The organism is Pseudobacillus sp. 179-B 2D1 NHS, assembly GCF_045370945.1.
Lineage (GTDB): Bacteria > Bacillota > Bacilli > Bacillales > Domibacillaceae > Pseudobacillus.
Genome location: NZ_JBIQDP010000001.1, coordinates 241,165 through 258,947, shown reverse-complemented (window position 1 = coordinate 258,947; position 17,783 = coordinate 241,165). Strand labels below are relative to the sequence as shown.

The window sequence follows — 17,783 nt, the reverse complement described above, 5'->3', positions numbered from 1 at the left end:
TGTTTTATTTTAAATATTCATCAAATACATAGAGTCCTTTCTCCCAAACATCATAGGCATTCTCCGCTCCACCTGCTTCAAAGCCCACGTAAAATCCGACATAGCAATCTATCCAGCTAAAAGGTAAATTAGGATTCTTCTCACTTAATAAAATATTAAAAGCATTTGTCGGATCGTTATATTCATGTCCCAAGGGAAGAAGTCCAGCATTAATGCTGTTGTTAGCCTGTACCGTTGTATTCCTCTGAAGATATACCAACTTGTCATACTTTTTTTGATTTTGCCTAGCAGTTACGTCAGAATGTACATCAATATGAATAAAGGAATGTCCTGCAAACTTTTCAATTAAATGAAGCTTTTCTTGTATCTTACCTTCTTTCCAGTCATTGTAAAATTTATGCCACGCCCATTCATTAGAGAGGAGATAGGCTGATTTTTCATCAGTCTCTTTAGACAATCCTCTTTCAATATGAAGACCGCAAAACACGATGTTTTTCCCACCCTTTTCTCTGTTGAAGAACACATATTTCCCATGCGAATATGCAGGCCACTTGTAGCTTTTTAACCCGATCCACCACAAACTTTGATTCGTATTTAGTGGCTGTTCAGGCTTTAAAAAATACTCTTTTCTGTCATGAATAAGATTATGTACTTCTTTCGCTATTCCATAAGCATTTTTGTATGGTGTAAGAATCACATAACCTCCCCCTTTTCATTAAAAAGGAGACACTTTCTTGATGTGCCTCCCTTTACTAATCATATATAAAATTCTACATTGTCTAGTTATTTCCTGTAATGCACTGCTGCCAAATCAATTAATTGCTGTGTTAGACTCTCAAGCTTTTCCTTTGGACAAGGACTAACACGTAGTTGTTTCTTTATCTTCTTACGGATCTCACGTTTTACATCTTCTTTGTTTGTCCATTCCACTACTATTTCTTGCTGGATGATATCTGTTATAAGATGAGTTAATGCCTTCAAATCCTCTACATCCTCATAAGCAGGCATTTCCTTCTCTAACATTTGATAAAATGGATATTGTTCTCGGGTAAATCCTTGCTCTTGGCCTTTTTCTGCAGTGTTCCGCATATCATTGACCATGTTACGAAGTTCCTCTAATATCTCTTCAATATCTAGTTGACGATCTTTTCTCCGTTGAAGTAATTCTTCAAGCCGCTCCTTTAAGGATGTATAGTAGACTGGATTCTCTTCAAGTTTCACTCGTATTTCATGGCGAATAGCATGTTCCATTTCAGCAGCTTTGCCTTCAGGTGTTTTTTCTTTTTCTATACGCTTTTCAAATTTATTAGAAAGAATATCGATTGGTTCATGTACAACATCAATGCCTACTGTAGCAAGATGTTCCTCTATAAGTTTTTTGACTTTTTCTCCACAATCACTGATATCCATACCATCTACCCGATAACGAGACTTAGCAGCTTGTCGTACTTTCCCTAGAAACTTTAAGTCCCCGATATAATCCTGCGCCTTTGGACTTGGCATGACCATGTCCATGCTTTCTGAGAATCGTTTAAACGCTGTATCAAACTCATTTCGCACATCTTCTGGCTCTAATACTTGTAAACATGCTTCTAGGTCATCCTGTCGGATATAATCAAAGAAACGCATTGCTGAGCGGTGGCGAGACTGTAATCTCGGAATCTCAGTATCAATGCTATGCAATGCTCCTTGTACATCTTCCTTATTAAAGATAGCTAGAGCTTGTTCCAAGAACTTCGATACACCGTAGTAATCAACAATCAAGCCATATGTCTTTTTATCATAGGTACGATTCGTACGGGCAATAGCTTGAAGGAGGTTATGTTCCTTGATGGGCTTGTCTAAATACATAACCTGCTCGATTGGAGCATCGAATCCTGTTAAAAGTTTATCGCATACGATCAAGAAGCATAATTGATCTTCAGACATAGGCTTCTTGAAACGAGCAATAATCTCTTTTTCTTCATCCTTTGATAAATGATGTTTTTGTAGATGTTCCTTATCATTATGACCGCCAGACATAATAACCTTTGACTCGTAGTTACTGAGTTCATCTAACATTTCTTTATAAATGACGGCTGCTTCACGGCTGATCGCTACAACTTGCGCTTTAAATCCATTTGGCTGAATATGCGTTTCGTAATGTTTGATCATATCTAAAACAATACGTTTAATCCGCTTTCGAGATGAAGTAATTGCTTCCTCAGTTACATATTTCTTTTTAATTCGCTCACGATCCTCTTCACTATACTCACGGAACTGTCGCTCAAATAAGTCATCTAGTGAATCGCCTTGCACATGAAGATCTACCATTCTTGCTTCATAAAAAATTGGAACAGTTGCTCCATCTTCAACTGCTTGTTCAATAGTGTATTTATCAATGTATGGTCCGAAAGTGCGCTTTGTACTTTTATCTTCTTTATCAATAGGAGTACCTGTAAATGCAAGATAACATGCATTTGGCATAGCACTCTTCATTGTCGTTGCTAATCCACCATATTGGGAACGATGTGACTCATCAATCATGACAAAAATATTTTCAGAAGCGGACAAGTTCTTAAATTCTTTAGTTTCTGTGTCCTCTTGGAATTTTTGAACCAAGGTCATAATAGTAGATCCTGCGCCTTGTTGAAGCAGCTGCCTTAGCTGTGCCACTGACTCTGCCTGCTGCGGATTTGGAAAACCGCAGCGACGGAATGTGTTGATAATTTGGTCATCTAAGTCTTTACGATCGGTGACAACAACAATGGTAGGGTTTTTTAGTTCCTTAAGTCGCCTTAACTTAACAGCCAGATAGACCATTGTCAGGGACTTTCCACTTCCCTGTGTATGCCAAACCACACCGCCACGCTGTTTTTTATCCGCTGCATGCAGAATACGATTAATTGCTTTATTTACTGCGCGGAACTGCTGGTAACGAGCAAGCTTTTTAATGGTTCGTCCATCCACTGGCTCATAAACAATAAAGTTTCGGATTAAATCTAATAGATTTTCCCTTGTAAGCATTCCAGTAGTTAAAATATCTTGTGGCGTTGGAGAATCTCCTATCTCTGCTACTGTTCTTGGATATGGGTCTTTCCACTCTCCAAAGTGTTGTGCTTTTGCCCCAATCGTTCCAACCTTTGAACGGTCATTGCTTGTCACAATCATGAATTGATTGTAATGAAATAACTGCTCATGAGAAGTCTGATAGCGGGTAAGCTGACGTACTCCTTCCCCTATTTGCTCATCTGGGGGTAACATCGGACTTTTACATTCAACAATAACTAGCGGCAGCCCATTAATAAAAATAATTAAGTCAGGTCGAATATTCCCTTGTGCGTTATTGATAGCGAACTGTTCCACAATTAGAAATTCGTTATTTTCTGGTCTTTCGAAGTCAATCAGTTTAACTGTTTGATTCTTTTTCCCCTTTCCAAGGTCCTGTTGAACGGAAATCATATTAACAATCATTTCATGGAACTTTTGGTTTGCTTCCATTAAACTGGTTGATTCAATGTGAGTAATGGAGCGGATGACCTTTGCTAGGTTTGTATTAGAAAGCCAAGGGTTTAATCGTAAGATAGCTTTGCTTAATCGCTTTTTCAATATGACTTCTCCTAGAGATTCTCTTTCTGTATCGAGAAAAGAGCCATGAAGATGTTCACAGTCCAGCTCTTTTAATTGTGTAATCATACGATTTTCGACAAGTTGTTTCTCATTCCATTTAGCGGAATAGGTCATGTTTCTGTCACCTCAGCTTGGTCGACTTTAACAAGTACTTTGCCTGTGAGAAGTGATTGCATAAGACCTTTCTTGAGAATTTCTAATTGTTTTAAGTAACTTTTTTCTTTTGCTATTTTTTCATCGTAACTCCAAAGTATATTACCTATTTTTCTTTGCTCGTCCAATGGTGGAAATGCTACTATTAATTCTTCTTTAAATACTTCTTTAGGAACCCTTTGTCTACCAGTTGTCCCTACCATTTTGCTTATTGCATAACTACGAATCTTCTCCCACTTAACAAGGTAATAAAGGAACCTGCTGTCCATTTTATTTGTTATGGGTGATAATACAATAAATTCTGTTGAACCTATCCCTATTTCAGCCTCCATATTTGAGATTAGTGCTGTCTTTCCATTTTCGGTGCATGGAGTTATGCGTGCAAACACCACATCACCATCCTTAAAACGAGAGCCGCTACTTGAGCCAGCCTCTCTTTTATCAAAGTAGGCAACGTGAGGTAAATCTGTATCAACAGCAGCCATTTCTACATAATCACATATCGTTCCCTTTTCTAAGCGGTAAGTGGGATTTACTTGGCAATGCTTACTTAATTGTGAGACTTCCCAATTTTCAGGAACCTCCCCAATCTCTGTTTTCTTAAACTTTGTATGTCCAATTCCTTTTGTAAGAAGCTGTTGCATCAGTCCTTTTTTGACGTTTTCTATTTGCTCAATAACAGCTTCTGTTTTTTCAATAGCTTCATCAACGGATGAAAGAATTACTGAGATTTTTTGTTGTTCTTTATGACTAGGAAGCGGTATTTTGATGTTATATAAATTTTCTCTATTTAAACTAGGTACACCCGTTGCTTCGTTCAATTTTGCCAAATCAAAATGTGAGAGGAAATAATACAACCATTTTAAGTCTATGGATTCATCATCAATAGATAAACCATATGCAGTGTCTATAATCCAACAATCCTTATTAATATAAAAAGGATTGTCAATGGTGCCTTTACGTCCAATAAGGATAAGAGGTGCTTTAAATAAAGGAGACTTTGCGTATCCAACTTGTCCAGATGTGCCGTATATAGGATAATCGGAAGAATCAACTCGAATATTACTAGGCGATTTTCCATATTCAATTTTTGAGATATCCTTTAATTTGACATTTCCCCACTGTTCACTCACTATATCCCAGCTCCTTCAAGTACCCATACATTACCGCTTCAATATTCTCCCGCTCTTTCTCCAATTTACGAAGTTCAGCTAGTGCAGCAACTACATCAATTTGTTCTTCATCTTTCGTTGTATCAATATAACGAGCAATGTTTAAGTTATAGTCATGTTCACGAATTTCTTTAACGCTTACAGCGCGACAATACTTCTTTACTTCTTCATATCTGTCATATTCTACTATAATCTTTTCAATATCTTGGTCACGTAGCGTATTTTGGTTCTTTCCTTCTTGATAGTCCTGAGAGCCATCTATGAAGAAAATTTTGTTTTTACGTTCTTCTGGCTTATTACGATTAAGGATTAGGATACATGCTGGAATACCTGTACCATAAAATAAATTTGAAGGCAAGCCAATAACTGCTTCAATTAAGTCTTCTTCGATAAGAGCTTTGCGAATCTTTCCTTCCGCTCCACCACGAAATAGGACACCATGAGGCATAACGACTCCAGCTTTACCTCCGTGGTTTAATGTTGCAACCATATGTTGAATAAAGGCATAGTCACCTGCATTCCTTGGTGGTAGCCCAAAACGGAAACGACCATATTCATCGCTTTCTACTTCTTCACGTCCCCAATTCTTTAAGCTGAAAGGCGGGTTAGCAATTACACGATCATACAAGATGAGTTCGCCTTCCTCTGTAAGTTTAGGGTCTCGAATGGTGTCTCCCTTTTCAATACGATGGTCACTTAGACCATGAAGCAAAAGGTTCATTTTACAGATAGCCCATGTGTTGAGGTTTCGTTCTTGTCCATGTAGGACAAGGTTACGAGGGTTTCCACCTTGATCTTTAATGTAATCTACGGATTGGATAAGCATACCTCCAGAACCAGCAGTTGGGTCACATACACGCATTCCTTCTTCAGGTTTAATAAGTTTAACAATCAGTTCAACTACTTTACTTGGTGTGTAGAACTCTCCGCCCTTCTTTCCTGCATCGTCAGCGAATTGTTTAATAAGGTACTCATATGCACGACCAAGCATGTCAGGTTCGGATAGGCTTGCATTGCTTAAATCAATTTTAGAGAAGTGTTGAATCAATTGCAGTAAAAGGTTATCAGGTAGCTTTTCCTTATCATTAAAATCAATGTTTGCTAATACGCCTTGCAAAGACACGTTTTCTTCTTCTAGCTTTTCAAATGCCTTGTTAATGGCATCTCCAATGTCTTGCGTTTGAGAACGGATGTCTTCCCATCTTGCGCCTTCTGGAACGAAGAATTGATGCTCGTCACGATCGTACCAACCGTAATCATCATCTTCCTCTTTTTCAATACGTTTTGCTGTTTCTACGAATACATCATTCAGTCGTTTTAAAAACAGTAGACCAAATATGTAGTTTTTATAATCAGAAGAATCGATACTTCCTCTCAATATATTCGCAGATTCCCATAAGTGGGATTCAAGTTGTTGTAACGTCAATTTCTCCATTTTCTTGCCTCCGATTAAGTTGCTATATCTGTAGATCTATATTTAATAAATTGTCTATCTTCTACTATAACAAAATAGAGTTTTTACAACTAGAGTCTGCCTACAAATGGAATCATCGTGGAAAGCACATTTTACAAAAACAGAATTAATAAAAGCAGGATTTCATTAAATTCAGTCTTCAAGAATATTTCTTTTACGAATAGGAAACGTAACCGAAGGGATAGAAAAGGCTCGTATCGTTTCAAATCCATCTAAGATGACGTGTAAGTTAACCTACTGTGCTCTATTCCAGTAATAAAGGCCCTCTAATTTGTGGAAACACGCCCCCTCCGTCAAAAAAAGATGATATGGCGATTGCTTTTCTTTAAAAATAAACTCATCCTCAACCATAGCATCTAAGCAATCTTCAGTATTTAAATAATGATTTTTAATATCCTCTCAGAAAATCATGTGGTAAAATACAGGCATAAATGGAATCCCTTCACAAACCCTATGTCCCTTATTGGAGGTTATAGATTTATGAGGGGAAGCGGAAGTATTACAAAAAATAAAAAGACTGGTAAGTGGGATTTTGTTTTTAGCGCAGGCAAAGACCCATTAACAGGTAGATGGAAGCAGATTAAACGTAGAGGGTTCGAAACCAAGAAACAAGCTATGGAAGAAATGACTAAGTTAAGAGCAGAGGTACTTCAGGATGAGTTTCTTGATTTAACTCAAATGTCTTACGCTCGATATATGGAAGAATGGTTTCAGGAAAGAAAAAGTCGGCTACAAAAAACGACTTATGAAACCCATCTACTCTTCTATCAAAATGTCATTAAACCAAAACTTGGCCATCTTAAGCTGCAGCAAATAGCTCCTATTCAAATTCAGAAGTTTGTTAATGATTTGGTGAATGATACGTCTTATTCCGAACACACCATCCACCTTATCTTTCGCATCGTCAGTGCATCTCTTAAGAAAGCAAAGGTGTTAAAGCTTATTAAAGATAATCCTACAATAGGAATTACATTGCCAAAGCTTAAAAGAAAAGAGATAAATGTTTGGTCTTTAGAACAGGTAAACCTCTTTATCACAGAAGCTAAGAGCATAAAACGACTAACACGTTGCTTTATTGGATTTCTTGTATCCATTTATACAGGGATGCGGCAAGGCGAGATCCTCGGACTGCGATGGAAAGATGTTGACTTTGAGAGCCAGACTGTATATATAAGGCAAACACTGACACAAAAAGCAGAGATCAAGACAGGTGCAAAGAACGAAGCGAGTATTAGATCCATTCATATTCCAAACAAGCTTGTTGATGAATTGCGTGCTTATCGAAAGCAGCTATTACAGGAGAAGCTGCTCCTTGGGAATAAGTATCACGACAATGACTTAGTTATTTGTACAAGGGATGGCCGACCAATGATTCCTAGGAACTTCAGGAAGGAGTTCTATAATGTGATTGAGAAGGTCGGTTTACCTAAGATACGGTTCCACGATTTGCGTCACACTCATGCTACTATCTTGATTCAGCAAAATGTGAATGTGAAACTGATATCGGAGCGGCTCGGTCATTCGGATATTGAAACAACGCTCAATACCTACAGTCATGTTTTGCCTAATATGCAGAAATCTGTTTCAGATGAACTGGAAAAAATCATTGGCATTTGACCATTTATCTGACCAGAGGTTTTTAAGGTCCTGTCAGCCTTGTTAAATCAACCCTCTTATCACTTGCGATGTACTTCTGCCCGAAGAAGGAATGATCGAAGAAGGCGAACTGAAAATCCATCAGGCTTCCCACGCCCGCTACTTTGAGGATTTCTTAAAATACGTTGGCTACGAACAATCGATGCCCGAAATCGTGAAAACACAAGTCATGGACTTCGTAAGGGAAACAGTGATCGAAGACTTGGAAGATGAAAGTCCCGAACGGGCGCAATTTGAAGAAGCGATGGAAATTTGGGCGGAGAGTCCAAAACGGGAGCTGCAGGAGCGTTTTTCAACCGAAGAAATCGTCGAAGCCGCCAGCCGCATGGTCGAGCATACGCCCGAATTAGAACTCAAGATGAAGCTCGACCATATGAGTGTCAAAGCCATGCTGTCAGACTTCGGAGAATCCGTTCATTTGGCTAAAATCGGTGACCGCTATGTCGTTCTGATGGAAGCTGATTCGGTTGTGTTTGAGAAAGGCTTCTCCCCTATTGAGTTCCATAAGCCTGAGGAGTTGGATGAGGTGGTGGAGCGGATTCGGGAGAAACATGGGAGCTTTTCAAGATGATAATGTGATCGCTACTTCTATTAAAAAAGAGCGTTATTAATGCATTTGTAAGTCGTTTTTGTGATCAAAAATGTGATCAAAATTTATGTTCTAAACATGTTGATAAGGAGTTCCTTTAGTTATATCTCTTAGTTTTGAATAGAAAAGACAGCGAGTGAATATAGCTTCGCTGTTTTTTTATTTATATTAATATGACTTTATATTGGTTGCTCTAAAGATTTTCCATTCATTGTGTTCATTCAAATGACTACACTTATAATCCTTGTTTTACCGCGGAAAAAGCGGGTTTTAGTTAAAAGTTAATACCGGTGGCCAGGGGCGAAATAACGGTTAACGTATTGATTTAATAGGGATTTATAGATGCTATGTGTAAAATCCTCTGAATCTATTTGTTTCCGCATTCCACATGTGTTGAGTGTTGGTCACTACATTTAAACCATAAGAGAGAGCGGATTCATAAATTTATAATGTGCATTTTCACAAATTCATATATTTCCATGAAGTTTGGCGAAGAGATATGTGTGACTCTATCTTTTTTGCTGCCAAATAATCCTGATTTGTTAAGGTAGATCATATTGTTGGTAATACCCAGAGCCTTCGTCATATCGTAGTCTACTTCGTCATAGTTCTTATACTCATATACATGAGTCTTTAACTTACCAAATGGTGGTTTCACTTCAATGAGGATCACCTTTGTATCCGTAAAGAATAAGTATCCGAAGGTTGTGTTTTTGAATGCTCCTGTGGAAAGGAAGTAAAACTTCTCGTCCTTCGCTTCTTTCTTAATCAAATCAAGTACTTTCCTATAATGCTCCCTGCTTGTTTTAGGGAGCTTCTCCGCTTCGCTGGCTAATCCATCAAATGTAGAGTATTCTCCCATAATTGTAATTTCTACTTTTATCTTACTCACCTTATATCCTCCACTCAAATTCCTTATCTTACAAAACTTTAGTATACTACCTTTTCGCTAGAATGTAAGGATAGATTCCCATATGGAAGAATAAACATTTATATCAAAAGATTTACATCACTTTTACTGTTAATAATTTTTGTTTCAGTAACCTGCTCCGTATGTGAAACTTATATGGGAGCGGCTTGGACATTTCCATATCGAAACGACAATCAATATCTATAGCCACATTTTACTTAGTATGCAGAAATCTGTTTCAGATGACTTTTAAATCCTGTGAGCCTTGTTAAATTAATACTTTTATCGTTTGCGATTTACTTCTGCCCCAAGAAGGAATAATTGAAGAAGGCGAACTGAAAATCCATCAAGTTTCTTCCTTTTATAGTCGATGAGTTTTCTGTAAACATCGTTATATAACAGTGTAGAAAAAATCCACCTGCTTTATATAAAATCCTTATATTATAAGTGAATAAAGGAGCGTTTATAAAATGATGAATCACTCTTATAGAAATCTTATTCATAAGGGAAATCGAATTGAATAATTGTATTACTTCCATCTACTTGCGAAACTGTTCTTTAACATAGCAAAAGACCTTCAATAGAAGGTCTTATCTGCATTTATGCTAATGAAAATTTGTGTGTTAGATGAATAGCCACTCGTATAGCATTCCATTAATTTAGTATTCTCGAAGCTGTTGAAAAACTTGAAGGATTATAGTTTGAAATCTTCACTACATCCCCTGTATGTGGGGCGTGTATATATTTCCCCCCTCCAATATAAATACCCACATGGTAGGCAGGGTTACCTCTAAACACTAAATCTCCCGGTTGTACTTGATTGGTTGGAATTCTTTTCCCGACATCCTGTTGATCTCTTGATATCCTTGGAAGCTCGATTCCAGCGGTGTTTCTAAAAACATAGGAAGTAAATCCAGAGCAATCAAATCCTTTTGGCGTGGTTCCACCCCATACATAAGGAACTCCCATATATTTCTTAGCATATTCAATAACTTTTTCAACTTTATCCGAAGAAGTTGTTAGGTTAGAGTCATTATCAGTATGGGCAGTTTGAACTTTTGGTGTTTTAAAGGCTGTTGGTGATTTTTGAGCTAATTGATCTTGTTGTTGTTCTCCTGATTGATCTTGTTGTTCACTGAGTCGAGCCTCTTGTTGCTCTCTTAACTTCGCTTGTTGTTCGTGAAGTTGAGCTTCTTGTTGTTCTTTTAGCCGAGCTTGTTGCTCCTGACGTTGAGCCTCTTGTTGAGCTTTTAATCGAGCTTGTTGCTCTTGTTGAGCTTTTAATCGAGCTTGCTCTTGTTCCCGTAATTGGGTTTGTTGTTGAACAAGTTGACTTTGTTGTGCTTCTAAGGTGTTTTTGGAATCAGCCAATTGTTTTTGGATTTCTTTTTTATTTTTTTCAATCATTACTTGTTCAGAAGCCAATTCGTCTTGTTTACGTTTTAAACTCTTCATTTGCTTATCTAATTTCTCTTTTGTATCTGTTAATTCTTGTCCCTTCTCTTTTAAGCCAGTCATTAAGTCTGAATCACTCTGAAGAATAGATGAAACAGCGGTAGCCCGACTAAAAAAATCTGATAGATTTTGAGAAGAAACTAAAACCTCTGCATAAGTGAGAAGTGGTTTTTGCCCTTGCTTTTGGATACTTCTCAATCGTTCAGAATAGACAGCTTGATGAGCATCAAACGTTTTTTGGGCTTCTTTGATTTCTGCTTTTGTTTTTTTTATTTTTTCTTGCTGTGTTTTTATCTCTGCATCAAGTTTTGAACTTTTATCCATTGATACACTGATTTTGTCATCCAGTTGTTGAATCTTTGTATCCAAATTATCAATTTGAAGCTGTGTAGACTGAATCTGTCCTTTAGTTTCATTAATTTGCCCCTCTGTTACTGGACTTGCAAAGACAGTTGTTGTTTGTATAAAAGTGGCTAATATAGCCAGGGATGCTGTATATTTAAATGACTTCTTCCTCAATCTCTTGTAACCTCTTTTCTATTTTCTATACAATAGAGTATGGCATTTCTCGACTAAAAACAACAGGTTTAGTGTTTGATGTTTCAAATTTGTAATAATTGTCAAAAAAGAAAAAGCCCTGTAATGCCAGAGCTTTTAATCAACGTATTTAAGAATAAACTATGTCTTCAAAAATGAAAAGAGATATGTATATAGGTTCTGCTTAAGCAGAACCTTCAGTTTATCGACAAACTGACAGTGAGCCTATATGTACTCACTGTCTTTTTATTTATAAAATTTCGTTCACTGCTACAGCCAATCAATAGTGCAAGAACCTATTTCACCTGTTTTCTTTGCCAGGCGTAGCCTGTTTCCTTTTTTCTGAGAGCTGGATTCCATATGACCATGAGGAATAAAGCGGTTAGCGCCAAGAGGCCTGAAAAATAAAAACCGGCTGCAATGCCAATAGAGGAATTCAGAATGCCGGCTATCAACGGAACGACGAACATGCCAATCGCATACACCGCTTGATAAAGGCCCATGGCTGTTGCTCGTTTTTCCGGAGAAATACTTTCTATGGCCATTCCTAAAAAAAGCGGAAACAGCAGGCCCATTGAAAAGCCGTTAAGTCCCAAGACTACACAGAGTAAAACGTTTGTTTCGATGAATGGGATGATCAGTGTGAAAAACGCTGTGGCGCCAAACGCGAGCTGCAAGGTTTTCCACTCGCCAAGTTTTGGTGCAAACCAGCCTCCGCTCAATAAAGTGGCCGCTGCATGAGGAATCATAAAAGAACAAACGATGAAGCCGATGTCGCTAGCCTTCAATCCAATATGCAAGGCGTAAGTAGGAACAAATCCAAACATCGTGGTGAAGATAATACCATGCGCCGAAATCGACAGCAAAGATACTTTCAACAGCATCGGCTCTCGGATGACAGAGGCCAAGTCTTGTAAGTTCACAGGTTCTCTCGGAATTTCTTCAGTTGATTCAGCAACTAAAAGAGACAGGAGCACACCGACGATGCCCATCGTCCCGCCAATCCAAAACGGAGCGGTCCATCCCCATGTGTCCACGATTAACCCACTGACACTCATACCTAGGAATTGCGCTAATACCACCACAAACGAAATGGTTCCCATCGCACGATGGATATGCTGATCTGTAAAATAACTGGAGTATAAAACAGTGAAGACGACCCAAGCGGAAGCTGCTAATCCAGCAAACGACCGAGCTAAAAGAATCCATCCTAGACTGTCTGTCCATGCAAAAGCTAAACAACTAAGAGCACTGACTAGCATTCCAAATATAATAAATGGCTTTCTTACTTTCAGCAGATCTGAAACAATGCCCATGGGAAGGCGAAATAAAAATTGCATGAAGCCATAGCTGCCTAACACTAGGCCAATAAAGGCATATTGCCCCCCTTTAAATTCTATGTAAGGGGACAATACGGGAATGTAAATAAAATGAGAAAACCAAAAAATAAAAGAAACAGCTAAGAATACATATTTATTTTGGATGCGTTGCGAAGATTTCACTCTATCACTTCCTCATGTAGTAGCTGTCCAAATTATTTTTTGGTTTTTCGAGATGAATAGGACTTCCTTCTAATCAAAACAGCTCTCCTAAATTATTCTTATTAAGCATTTTTAGTGCTGGCTTTTTCTTGTAAAAGCGTTTCCTCATAGAGCAAGTCACTCGATCCTAAATTATTTTCATAGGACATCTTCTCAATGAGAGCGGCATTCTGTGGCTTCGTAACAAGTGTAGCTGCGATAATGATTAGCGTTGAAGCGAGCAGCCCTGGAAACACTTGATGAATACCAAACGGCTGACCGGCTATTTGCCAGACGACCGTTGTAATCAAACCGGTCCAGATCGATAATGTCCCTGCCGACTCGCTGACTTTTTTAAACAGGACCCCAGCAATAAACGGAACGAGTAAGCCTGACGTAAGCATGGCCGTGCCAGCTACCCATAATGGAACAAGCTGAGGGATGGCAAGCGCCATTACTAAAGCAACAACGGAAAGAATGATAACAGATAACCGGCTGTATTGAAGCATTTTTTTATCATCTGTTACCTTGAAATAAGGTTTAATAATATCATTTGCAATACTAGAAGCTCCCGCCATGAAAAAGGAATCTGCGCAAGAAACAATAGTAGCCACGAGCGCAATTACCATAATAACGATCATAGGCACAGGCATCGTTTCATTCACTACTTGATAGAAGATTAAGGCTGGCTGATCGGTTTGAATATTTAATCCTAACGCTGAGAAAACACCAGTTAATACGATACATATACCAGTAATCAGGCCGATCACTAACGCAAACCAGTTGCTTACAACAGCTACCTTATCTGTTTTCGCTGCCCACACGCGCTGCCAATTATCTTGTCGAACAAACTGGTAAGCACCTAACGTAAAAATAAAAACAAAAATGCTGACGGTTGAAATCCCGAAGACATCCACAAATTGTGGCTGATTGATGGCTAGAGCATTTTCCTTTACGTTATTCCATCCGCCTGAAAGGAAATACACTGTACAAAATAGGATGATAACTCCTAATGTTTGAATGGTTCCCTGAACAGAATCAGACCAAATAACGGCTTTTAAGCCACCGATATAAGTTTTAAAGGTGAGGAACACACAGCCGATAATAATGCCTGCGGTTGTGTTTAAACCGAACATTAAATTTAAGAAAGTAGCAATCGCAATAAATTGTAATCCCGTAATGGACGCATATGCGACCAATATACAAATGAGTGCAGGCACACGCGCTTTTTCTCCGTAACGAAGGGCGATATAGTCAGGAAGCGTGACGAGGTTATATTTCGTTCCGAGATTTCGAATCGGCTTTAAGAAGAAAATGATCCAGATTGCGCTAACAATATATACGGGAAGAACTAACCAAATCATTCCAAGCCCCCCGCTGTAGGCATCTCCCATGAACCCAAGCAAGCTGGCCCCGCCGGTAGCCGTACCCACGATAGACAGGATCATCGGGAATGTGGGCATCGAACGGCCGGCGACATTGTAATCATCCGAAGTCTTGACTCGCTTAAAAAAATATAAAGAGTGGCCAAGAATAGCTAAAGAATACAGGAAAACAGCGATTAAAATAATAGATTTAATACTCGGATCAAACATATGAATACCCCTCTTTTCTCGTTCGTTGAAAAACGGTTTCTCCTTCAATCATGGTCAGCAATACTTTAATGTCTTTCAGCTGATCGGAATGTATCGTAAAAGGATCTTCGCTGAGTACAATCAAGTCAGCATATTTCCCTATAGAAAGCGAGCCTATAATTTCTTCATCAAATCCGCTGTACGCAGCATCGACAGTATAAGATTGAATGGCATCTTGTACTGAAATAGCTTCTTTTGTCCCTAACTGTTGCCCCCCTATCGTTTTTCTAGTCACTGCTGTATAAATCCCATAAAACGGATTGCCGTGACATACAGGCATATCTGAATTTCCCGGCGCTGTGATGCCGTATTTCTTAAAAGAAGCGTGGGGAAATACTCTTTCTGCCCGCTTTTCACCTAGATTTTTTAAATAACTATCTCCTATAGAATAAATAAAACCAACAGAAGAAGCCGCAATGATCTCACGTGAAGCCATCCGTTCTAAATGATCCTCCGTCGCTAAGGCACAATGCTCAATTCGATGTCGCATGTGCTTGTTCTGTTCAGGTGTCCCAGATTGTTCGATCGCTTCAAGCGCCATGTCAATGGCCCGTTCACCAATGCCATGAATAGAAACACGCAGATTGTGTTTTACGACTCGGGCCACATGATCACATAGCTTCTCACGTGTCATATAAAGAAGGCCGCAATTATCTTCTTCATGTTCGTAAGGGGACGATACAGCAGCTGTTTTTCCTCCAACACTGCCATCAAGCATATACTTCAACCCTTGGATATTGAGCCGATTATTCCCGTAACCGCTTTCAATTCCCAGTGCCAATACTTCATTCTCCATGCCGTTCCATCCCATCTGGCTAAGGGCCCAAAGCCATAATCGGACTTTCAGGCGAAAATCGGCTTGTTTTTGCAGTTGCTGGTACACCATCATCTCTTCTTTTTTTACAGCCATGTCATGTACAGTCGTAATGCCCCATTCATAAAAATGCTGCTGGGCCTGGAGCATCGCTTGCTTTAGCTGGTCGATCGTTAACGTCGGGACAGCAAACTCAGACATCGCATTCTCTTGAATTAGACCGCTCAGCTTTCCTGTCTCAGGATTTCTATGAAAATGTCCCCCTTCCGGATCAACAGGGTTTTCAGAAAGGCCGCTTTTTTCAAATGCTTTTTGATTCACTACAGCGTTGTGAATACAAGTGCGCTTCAGAAAGACCGGATGGTGAGGAGCTGCTGCACTTAACTCTTCAATAGTAGGAAATCTTCTTTCCTTTAACTTACTATCATCCCAGCCCATGCCGAGAATCCATTCTCCTTCCGGTAATTCTTCGGCTTTTTTTCTGACGGCTGCTAGAATGCTATGGATGTCAGGGGCTACTTCAGCACGTAAATCCAGTTCCAATAAGTTAGCCGCGTAATTCAAAGGATGGGCATGACTTTCAATCAGCCCCGGCAAAATAGTTTTGCCTTTTATATCAATCTTTCGAGTTTGTGGACCGCAATATGGGTCAGCGTCTTGATCAAATGCCACGATTTTTCCCTCTTTGATGGCTATCTTAGAAGCGGTAGGTCTTGTTTCGTCCATAGTATAAATAACCGAGTTGTATAAAATAAGATCTGCGTACATATTTTTCTCCCTTTGTTTTAAACTTGTTGTGCCTTCCATCTAACCATTCCTTTTTAATAAGCAGGAACATGTTCTCCGGCTAATTTTCTGACCACATTCAACAGCACATTGGCTCCTTTTTCAATGGCCTCTTGCGTCGTAAATTCTTCCTGGCAATGACTTTTCCCCTCAACGCTAGGAACAAAAATCATCGCTGTAGGAGCCAGTTTACTCATATACTTGGCATCGTGTCCGGCTCCACTAATCATCTGACGATGGCTATAGCCTAGCTGGTCTGCACTATCCGAAATACATTGAATCAGTTCCGTGGAAAAATAGCTGGCCGGTGTTTCCCAAATTTGATTGACTTCAAGTTCAACTTGTTCAGTGGCAGCAATCATACAAATTTTTTGTTTCACTGTTTCTAGTAAATGCTCCCGCACAGCATCCACTGAATGCCGAATATCTACGGAAAAAACAGCTTCTCCGGGAACACAATTAATTGAATTCGGTAACAGAGTTAAACGGCCGACTGTCGCAGTTGCTTCATCATCTTGCTTTTTTATCGTTTCCTTGATCTCCAGCATCATTTTAGCTGCTGCCATTAAAGCATCTTTGCGTCTATTCATCGGTGTTGGCCCTGCATGGTCGGCTTGTCCAGTCACCTTCACTTCCAGCCAGTTCATCCCTTGAATGCCGGTTACGATGCCAATATCCAATTGTTCATGCTCCAGGACTGGCCCCTGTTCAATATGAAGTTCTAGATAGCTGTATATATTGTCAGCCCGATTCTCTTTAGAGCCGTGATAACCGATTCGCTGGAGCTCGTCTAAAAATACTTTTCCGTCTTGATCTTGACGGGTAAATACAAAGTCTTCGTTAAAAATACCGGCCAGTCCTCCCGCACCTAAAATAGGAGGCTCAAAGCGGGCACCTTCTTCATTTGTAAAACATACCAGCTCAATCGGCCGCTCTAATTCAATGTCATTTTCCTGTAACACCTTCAATACTTCGAGTCCTGATAAAACACCTAGTATGCCATCGTACCGGCCGCCTTCCGGCTGGGTATCAAGATGAGAGCCAATAAGAACAGCCGCTGCCTCTGAATTTTTCCCCTCTCGTCTTCCGTAAATATTGCCGAAATCATCCACTCGAACAGTCAATCCTGTACTCTCCAGCCAATGAATAAATAAATCTCGCATATGTTTATCTTCATCTGTGAGCGCCAATCGGCCAATGCCACCTTGATCAAGCTGGCCAATCTTGGCACTTTCCTCAATTGTGTTCATCAGCCGTTCAATGTTAACGAGCTGAATTTGCTCTATCATGTTCGGGATCAGCTCCTTTCCTAGTCTATTGCTTTATAAGCATATTTCGTGCCAAGTTGTTCATCTGTTTTTTAAGCAAATCCTAGGTTTCAAAGCTGATTTTTCTATTTTTTCGTGTTGGTCAGATTAAAATCGACTCAAAAAAATAGGGATTTGAGTCGATTTAGATTCTAATAATCATTTTA

At 39.2% G+C, this 17,783-nt stretch carries 11 protein-coding genes and 1 pseudogene; 2 read left to right on the top strand and 10 right to left on the bottom strand.

Annotation, left to right across the window (positions count from 1 at the left end):
* Window positions 1-4: 4 nt before the first annotated feature.
* The 4 genes from ACH0BF_RS01400 to ACH0BF_RS01385 form a co-directional block, all read right to left on the bottom strand.
* Entirely contained in the window at window positions 5-697 is a 693-nt protein-coding gene (locus ACH0BF_RS01400; RefSeq protein WP_406908667.1) for a hypothetical protein, read from the bottom strand.
* An 86-nt stretch (window positions 698-783) separates the two neighbouring features.
* The gene (locus ACH0BF_RS01395) at window positions 784-3,723 is read right to left on the bottom strand and encodes a type I restriction endonuclease subunit R (protein WP_406908666.1); all 2,940 of its coding nucleotides are present in this window, start codon (window positions 3,721-3,723) and stop codon (window positions 784-786) included.
* Entirely contained in the window at window positions 3,720-4,895 is a 1,176-nt protein-coding gene (locus tag ACH0BF_RS01390; RefSeq protein WP_406908665.1) for a restriction endonuclease subunit S, read from the bottom strand. Before ACH0BF_RS01390 ends, ACH0BF_RS01395 begins: the two co-directional genes overlap by 4 nt.
* On the bottom strand, window positions 4,888-6,369 hold the full coding sequence (locus ACH0BF_RS01385) for a type I restriction-modification system subunit M (RefSeq protein WP_406908664.1): 1,482 nt from the start codon (window positions 6,367-6,369) through the stop codon (window positions 4,888-4,890). Before ACH0BF_RS01385 ends, ACH0BF_RS01390 begins: the two co-directional genes overlap by 8 nt.
* Window positions 6,370-6,888: 519 nt before the next feature.
* Here ACH0BF_RS01385 and ACH0BF_RS01380 point away from each other — a divergent pair.
* Both ACH0BF_RS01380 and ACH0BF_RS01375 read left to right on the top strand, forming a co-directional pair.
* Window positions 6,889-8,025, top strand: coding sequence for a site-specific integrase (locus ACH0BF_RS01380; protein WP_406908663.1), 1,137 nt, complete (start codon window positions 6,889-6,891; stop codon window positions 8,023-8,025).
* Window positions 8,026-8,101: 76 nt separating this feature from the next.
* Window positions 8,102-8,635: pseudogene (locus ACH0BF_RS01375) on the top strand (DUF3898 domain-containing protein); the annotation flags it as partial.
* Between the two features lie 454 nt (window positions 8,636-9,089).
* Here ACH0BF_RS01375 and ACH0BF_RS01370 read toward each other — a convergent pair.
* The 6 genes from ACH0BF_RS01370 to ACH0BF_RS01345 all read right to left on the bottom strand — a co-directional run bounded on the left by ACH0BF_RS01370 (window position 9,090) and on the right by ACH0BF_RS01345 (window position 17,598).
* Complete coding sequence (locus ACH0BF_RS01370; protein WP_406908662.1) at window positions 9,090-9,545, bottom strand: PH domain-containing protein; 456 nt, start codon at window positions 9,543-9,545, stop codon at window positions 9,090-9,092.
* Between the two features lie 672 nt (window positions 9,546-10,217).
* Complete coding sequence (locus ACH0BF_RS01365; protein WP_406908661.1) at window positions 10,218-11,537, bottom strand: C40 family peptidase; 1,320 nt, start codon at window positions 11,535-11,537, stop codon at window positions 10,218-10,220.
* Window positions 11,538-11,851: 314 nt separating this feature from the next.
* The gene (locus tag ACH0BF_RS01360; RefSeq protein ID WP_340854057.1) at window positions 11,852-13,057 is read right to left on the bottom strand and encodes an MFS transporter; all 1,206 of its coding nucleotides are present in this window, start codon (window positions 13,055-13,057) and stop codon (window positions 11,852-11,854) included.
* A 101-nt stretch (window positions 13,058-13,158) separates the two neighbouring features.
* Window positions 13,159-14,670: a sodium:solute symporter family protein gene (locus tag ACH0BF_RS01355; RefSeq protein ID WP_406908660.1), complete on the bottom strand. Its 1,512-nt coding sequence runs from the start codon at window positions 14,668-14,670 to the stop codon at window positions 13,159-13,161.
* Window positions 14,663-16,330: an amidohydrolase gene (locus ACH0BF_RS01350; protein ID WP_406908658.1), complete on the bottom strand. Its 1,668-nt coding sequence runs from the start codon at window positions 16,328-16,330 to the stop codon at window positions 14,663-14,665. Before ACH0BF_RS01350 ends, ACH0BF_RS01355 begins: the two co-directional genes overlap by 8 nt.
* A 14-nt stretch (window positions 16,331-16,344) precedes the next feature.
* Window positions 16,345-17,598 carry a M20 family metallo-hydrolase gene (locus tag ACH0BF_RS01345; protein WP_340854053.1) on the bottom strand — a complete coding sequence of 418 codons (1,254 nt, stop codon included), beginning with the start codon at window positions 17,596-17,598 and terminating at the stop codon, window positions 16,345-16,347.
* Window positions 17,599-17,783: the final 185 nt, after the last annotated feature.

What these genes read in the sequence shown, in the direction of transcription:
- ACH0BF_RS01395 (WP_406908666.1), bottom strand. Translation starts at nt 3,723, where the DNA reads ATGACCTATTCCGCTAAATGGAATGAGAAACAACTTGTCGAAAATCGT.
- ACH0BF_RS01385 (WP_406908664.1), bottom strand. Translation starts at nt 6,369, where the DNA reads ATGGAGAAATTGACGTTACAACAACTTGAATCCCACTTATGGGAATCT.
- ACH0BF_RS01380 (WP_406908663.1), top strand. Translation starts at nt 6,889, where the DNA reads ATGAGGGGAAGCGGAAGTATTACAAAAAATAAAAAGACTGGTAAGTGG.
- ACH0BF_RS01355 (WP_406908660.1), bottom strand. Translation starts at nt 14,670, where the DNA reads ATGTTTGATCCGAGTATTAAATCTATTATTTTAATCGCTGTTTTCCTG.
- ACH0BF_RS01350 (WP_406908658.1), bottom strand. Translation starts at nt 16,330, where the DNA reads ATGGAAGGCACAACAAGTTTAAAACAAAGGGAGAAAAATATGTACGCA.
- ACH0BF_RS01345 (WP_340854053.1), bottom strand. Translation starts at nt 17,598, where the DNA reads ATGATAGAGCAAATTCAGCTCGTTAACATTGAACGGCTGATGAACACA.